The 5,222-nt window shown below is 34.4% G+C and carries 6 protein-coding genes; 3 read left to right on the forward strand and 3 right to left on the reverse strand.

Annotated elements, in window-relative coordinates; genetic code table 11:
• The first annotated feature begins 252 nt into the window (after positions 1-252).
• From Q0K35_RS06705 to Q0K35_RS06710, 3 genes are all read left to right on the forward strand, one after another.
• Positions 253-1,107, forward strand: coding sequence for an IS110 family transposase (locus Q0K35_RS06705; RefSeq protein ID WP_294561893.1), 855 nt, complete (start codon positions 253-255; stop codon positions 1,105-1,107).
• A complete protein-coding gene (locus Q0K35_RS11570; protein ID WP_365936215.1) occupies positions 1,104-1,196 on the forward strand; it encodes a transposase in 93 nt (30 codons plus the stop codon). The genes Q0K35_RS06705 and Q0K35_RS11570 overlap by 4 nt, the downstream gene beginning before the upstream one ends.
• A gap of 731 nt (positions 1,197-1,927) precedes the next feature.
• On the forward strand, positions 1,928-3,187 hold the full coding sequence (locus Q0K35_RS06710; protein ID WP_294561894.1) for a methionine gamma-lyase family protein: 1,260 nt from the start codon (positions 1,928-1,930) through the stop codon (positions 3,185-3,187).
• Here Q0K35_RS06710 and Q0K35_RS06715 read toward each other — a convergent pair.
• The 3 genes from Q0K35_RS06715 to pnuC all read right to left on the reverse strand — a co-directional run.
• Positions 3,184-3,930 (reverse strand): SDR family oxidoreductase, encoded by a 747-nt coding sequence (locus Q0K35_RS06715; protein ID WP_294561895.1) that lies wholly within the window; start codon positions 3,928-3,930, stop codon positions 3,184-3,186. The two genes, Q0K35_RS06710 and Q0K35_RS06715, sit on opposite strands and share 4 nt — an antisense overlap.
• A gap of 19 nt (positions 3,931-3,949) precedes the next feature.
• A complete protein-coding gene (efp, locus tag Q0K35_RS06720; protein ID WP_294561896.1) occupies positions 3,950-4,507 on the reverse strand; it encodes an elongation factor P in 558 nt (185 codons plus the stop codon).
• A 77-nt stretch (positions 4,508-4,584) separates the two neighbouring features.
• The coding region (gene pnuC / locus Q0K35_RS06725; RefSeq protein ID WP_294561897.1) for a nicotinamide riboside transporter PnuC at positions 4,585-5,222 on the reverse strand (638 nt) is incomplete at its 5' end.

Genomic DNA, 5,222 nt, shown 5'->3' on the forward strand with positions numbered 1-5,222 from the left:
TCTTGTATGATAATTACATACCTTGAAGGTAGTAATCATCGCTTTCCTTTCTAGTCATCTATAGTATGATATAAATAGCCTGTGTTCTCTTTATAAATCATGTAGCTTGACTACTCTAAGGAGACTATTGCCACGGCCTATTTTATCTTTGATTAGTTGGATGTGTCTTTGAATACTTATCTCACGCAAGGTTATGAGAATAGATCACCGTGGAATTACTATCACAGGTAATTTAGAAAGGTGGTCTTTTTTATGACTCTATTTGTCGGCGTGGATATCGCCAAAGAAACTCACTATGCTGCGATGACTGATCAGCACGGTGTAATCCTGATTGAACCTTTTCCTTTCCAAAACTCAAAATCTGGTTTCGAATTGTTTCTGGGTTCAATCTTATCTTTTCTACAAGAATCTGAAAAACTGATTATCGGCTTTGAATCTACTGCCCATTATGCTGATAACTTCATTCATTTTCTTGTATCAAACAATTTATTTTTTAAAGTAATCAATCCCTTGGTAACGAGTTCTTTACGTAATGCAAACATTCGCAATGCCAAGACCGATTCCATCGATGCTCTGCTTATTTGTTCTACTCTTTATAAGGAAGAACAGAAAAACACTTTACATCGCGACGAAACTTTCTCTGAAATCTATTCCCTCTGCTGTTCCCGTAGAAATCTGACCAGGATGAGAACCAAAGCGAAGATTCAGCTCGTATCCTATATGGACCGTATCTTCCCTGAATTAGCCCCTTTTTTTAAAAACAACCTGCACATCAACACTTCTTATGCACTGATCAAGGAATACCCTTTGCCTCAATCCATTAAAAAAGTCCGAATTGATGTTCTTACCAGACTTCTTACAAAGGCTTCCCACGGTCGTTATAAGAAAGATAAGGCACTAGAGCTGAAGAAGATCGCAGGGGAATCCATCGGTATCCCCAGTCACTCCTTCGCTCTTCAAGCTCAAATGGCTGTGAATCAAATCGAACTTTATGATGAACAGATTGCTTCTATCGATAAACAGCTCGAAGCATTTGTGAATAACTTTGATACTCCATTGAAGTCCATCACGGGACTTGGTCATTTGGAAATCTCAGTCATTCAATAGTCACTAATAATCTTAACAATTTTGATTCACCAAGTAAAGTCCTGGCCTATGCAGGTTTGGATCCTGTCGTCCGCCAATCAGGGAAATAGCATGCCTCAAAATCACGAATGTCAAAGCGAGGCAATTCTCTGCTTCGTTATACGCTCATTTGGGCTTCCTACAATGTCTGTAAGAATAATAAAACTTTTATGAATTATTATCTTAAAAAGACAAGTGAAGGAAAGTCTCACTATGCCGCACTTGGGCACTGTGCAGGCAAATTAGTGAGAGTGATATTCAAACTGATCAAATCAAATGAATCATTCAATTTAGATTAGTCAGATATCAACAATTTTTCAAAAAATCCTACATCGTTAGGAATTTTTGTCATGGTTACTCTTACTACCGAAAATTTCTGATATTTTCTATTGACTTTTCATAGTAGGTCTCCTTCATAACACATGCAATTAATTGATTGTATAATAATTACGTGATATGTATAATATAATCTTACATTATATTTGCCTTAAATTAAAGTGATTCACAAAATATTATTTTGAATCATCTTCTCAAATATACAATAAATATTTCTAATTTTTGAAATTTCGTTTAAATGTCTATTTTCATATCAATTTTTGCTTTGATAAAATACATTTGCTTATTAAAAAAGATATTTCATTGTGTTAGGTAGCAATTTAATTCATTTCAATTAAATATCTTCAGTTTATTATAAATAATCATTCATAGTTCTAAAAATCCATCGATTTTCTGCATAGTTATCAATGCAAATCATCAAGATTCGTGTATAATATACAAGGAATTATTTTATGGGAGGTTTTTTATGATACTCGAACAAATCAATCCGCAACTTCTTTCCCTAGCTGAAGAAACGGATGTAGTTTTAAAAGATATTTATAAAAAGATCGATACGATTTGTTTATCAAATTCGAATCGTATCTTATCTGCTTTTATAGAAAACAGAGTTTCTTATTCAGATTTTAGTGATATCAATGGATATGGAAACTATGATGAAGGAAGAGATAAATTAGAAAAAATATTTGCTACGGTACTCGGCTGTGAAGATGCTTTGGTACGCCCACAGATCATGAGTGGTACAAATGCTATCTATTTAGCTCTTTCAGCATTATTAAAACATGGGGATACGATGATTTCATTATCTGGTGCTCCTTATGATTCACTGCAAGAAATGATTGGTATCATTGGTCATTCGAGTCAATCATTAAAGGCGAATGGTGTTCACTATGAACAAATTGAATTGATTGATGATGATTTTGATGATGAAAGAATTATTGAACGATTGAAAGAGAACAACGTTAAACTTGTTGAAATTCAACGATCAAGAGGATATTCACATCGTAAATCACTCTCCATTTCAAAGATTGAGCGTATCATTTCTAAAATACGGGAAGTGAATCAGGATGTCATTATCATGGTTGATAACTGTTATGGAGAAATAGTAGAAACAAGAGAACCGGGCCATGTTGGCGCAGATGTCGTTGTTGGCTCTTTAATGAAAAACCTCGGTGGTGGAATTGCACCTACCGGAGGATATGTTGCGGGAAATCATGAGCTGATCCAAATGGTTGCCGAGCGTTTAACAGCTCCCGGCATTGGAAAAAGTCTTGGGGCTAATTTCAACTTAAACAATGCTTTTTTCAAAGGTCTCTTTATGGCTCCTAATGCAGTGAAGAATGCTTTGAAAACAGCTGTGTTTACATCTTATATATTAGAAAAATTAGGATATTCAAATATTTCTCCGCGCTATGATGAACCACGAACAGACATCATTCAAACCCTGGAATTAAAAACAAAAGAGAATTTAGTCAATTTTACTCAAGGGATTCAACAAACAAGCCCTATTGATTCATTCGTACGTGTTTTACCTGCTCCTATGCCCGGCTATCCTTTTGATGAAGTCATGGCAGCGGGAAGCTTCACACAAGGAAGTACCATTGAATTAAGTGCCGATGCACCAGTCATTGAACCTTATACACTATACATGCAAGGCGGATTAACCTTTGAATATGGAAAACTATCTATTTTACTTGCATTAACAAACATGAAAAGGAAGTTGGATTAACAACTTCCTTTTTGTCCGCCATCAATTCGAATGACCGTATTATTGATAAAATCAGCTTCATCACTTACTAGAAACTTAACTAAATAAGCAACTTCTTTAGGATCACCATATCGGTTGACCATGATTTTTTCAACTTCTTCTTTTAGAAATTCCTCATCATATCCATCCAGTTCATTTTCTGTACCAATAAAACCTGGAGCAATACAGTTCACATGAATATATGGTGCAAATTCAAAAGCAAGATTATGCGTTAATGAAATTAATGCAGCCTTTGATGCATCATAATCAATACACATTGGATAATATGTATTGATACCATTTGTTGAAGAGATATTGATGATCCTCCCATATTCTTGATCTAACATATGTCGATAAACCCTTTTACTGCAATTAAAAGCACCCACGACATTTACATCCAATGTCTTTCTAAATTCATCAGCATTTTTTAAATGAAATAAATTTGATAAGTCAATTGCAGCATTATTGATCAAAATATCAACGCCACCTAATTCTGATTCAATCAAGGAAACCATTTCATCTACTTCATCTTCCCTAGAAACATCAGCCTGAATAGCCAAACATCGCACACCATAATTTTTTATGATGTCATCTTTTAGTGCATGAGCTTCTAATTCAGAAGTTAAATAATTGATGACGATATCATAGCCTTGTTTTCCAAGTTCTAAAGCAATTGCTTTCCCTATTCCTTTAGCGCCACCGCTAATCAAGACAACTTTGTTCATAATTTTAAAAAGAGCTTAATTAAGCTCTTCCTGCATATTTACCATCTGTTGTAAACACAACGATCTTTTCTCCCTGTTCAATGAACTGAGGAACACGTAATGATAATCCGGTTTCTGTAACAGCATCTTTTGTCTGATTAGATGGTGCACCCTTAATTGCCGGATCCGTCTGTGTAATCGTCAATTCCACTTTTTCTGGAACCGATACGGATAAAAGCAATCCCTCAAAGAACATCAGTGAAACTTCTGCACCTTCAATGATGTAATATTTGTTGTCACCTACCTGATCTTCTGTCAATTCATATGTTTCATAAGTTTCAAGATCCATAAAATAATAAGTAGAATCAGCCATGTATGAATATTGAGCTGCTTTTTTGGAAATATTTGCTGGTTCAAATTTAGTAGAAGCATTGAAGTTTCTCTCCTGAACTGAACCTGTCTTTAAATTTTTCATCTTTGTCTTTAAGATAGCAGCTCCTTTTCCCGGTTTTACATGTTGAAAATCTAATACCTGACAAGGATCACCATCAACGATCAAAGTTAATCCTGTTCTAAAATCACCTGCTGAAATTGCCATAATTTTTCTCTCCTAACCTTTCATTTTTTTTTTACATATTTCATTTTAACAATTTTAAGCTTATTCCTCAAGACTTATTAGGATATTTGTAGCGTTTTTTCTGTTGTATGTGATTGAATATACTTGGTCCACTTGATATATCCATAAGTAGTATTTGTGAAATAGCCCAGTTTTAAAACTAATAAAACATACTGCCCGGAAACAATATTTATAATTGATTCAAGGAATGCACAAATGTACCATGCAATCCATTGTTCGCGAAGTCTAAAGAAAATAAACAATCCATTCGCAATTCCTACAGCCGATGCACAGGCATCAATGTAGATAATTGCAGTTTCTAATGATTTATTGTTATAAAAATCAGTTGCGATATCTAATCCACTGATCAGATAACCAACAACAATTGTCCAGATAATGATTCCTAAAATAACCAAGACTTCCTGATATCCTTTTAGTTTTCGAACCACGGTCAGTTCATTTTCTTCATCATCCTTGTGTTTTGACCAGTTTATAAAGCTGATAATATCAATTGGCAGCCAGAAGAACAGTGTCGTTGCCATTGTCGCAAATCGATACATTAAAACGATACAAGAAATAATTTCCACAATTTCTACTAAAACAGAAACAAGGAAATTATATCTCGATTGTTTCGAAATCAATAACTCACAAAGAATATTCAAGAATGTATCTAACAGATAAAGCAGCATGATGACAA

Origin of the sequence: uncultured Traorella sp. (assembly GCF_944327115.1) — a bacterium.
Taxonomy (GTDB): Bacteria; Bacillota_I; Bacilli_A; order Erysipelotrichales; family Erysipelotrichaceae; genus Traorella.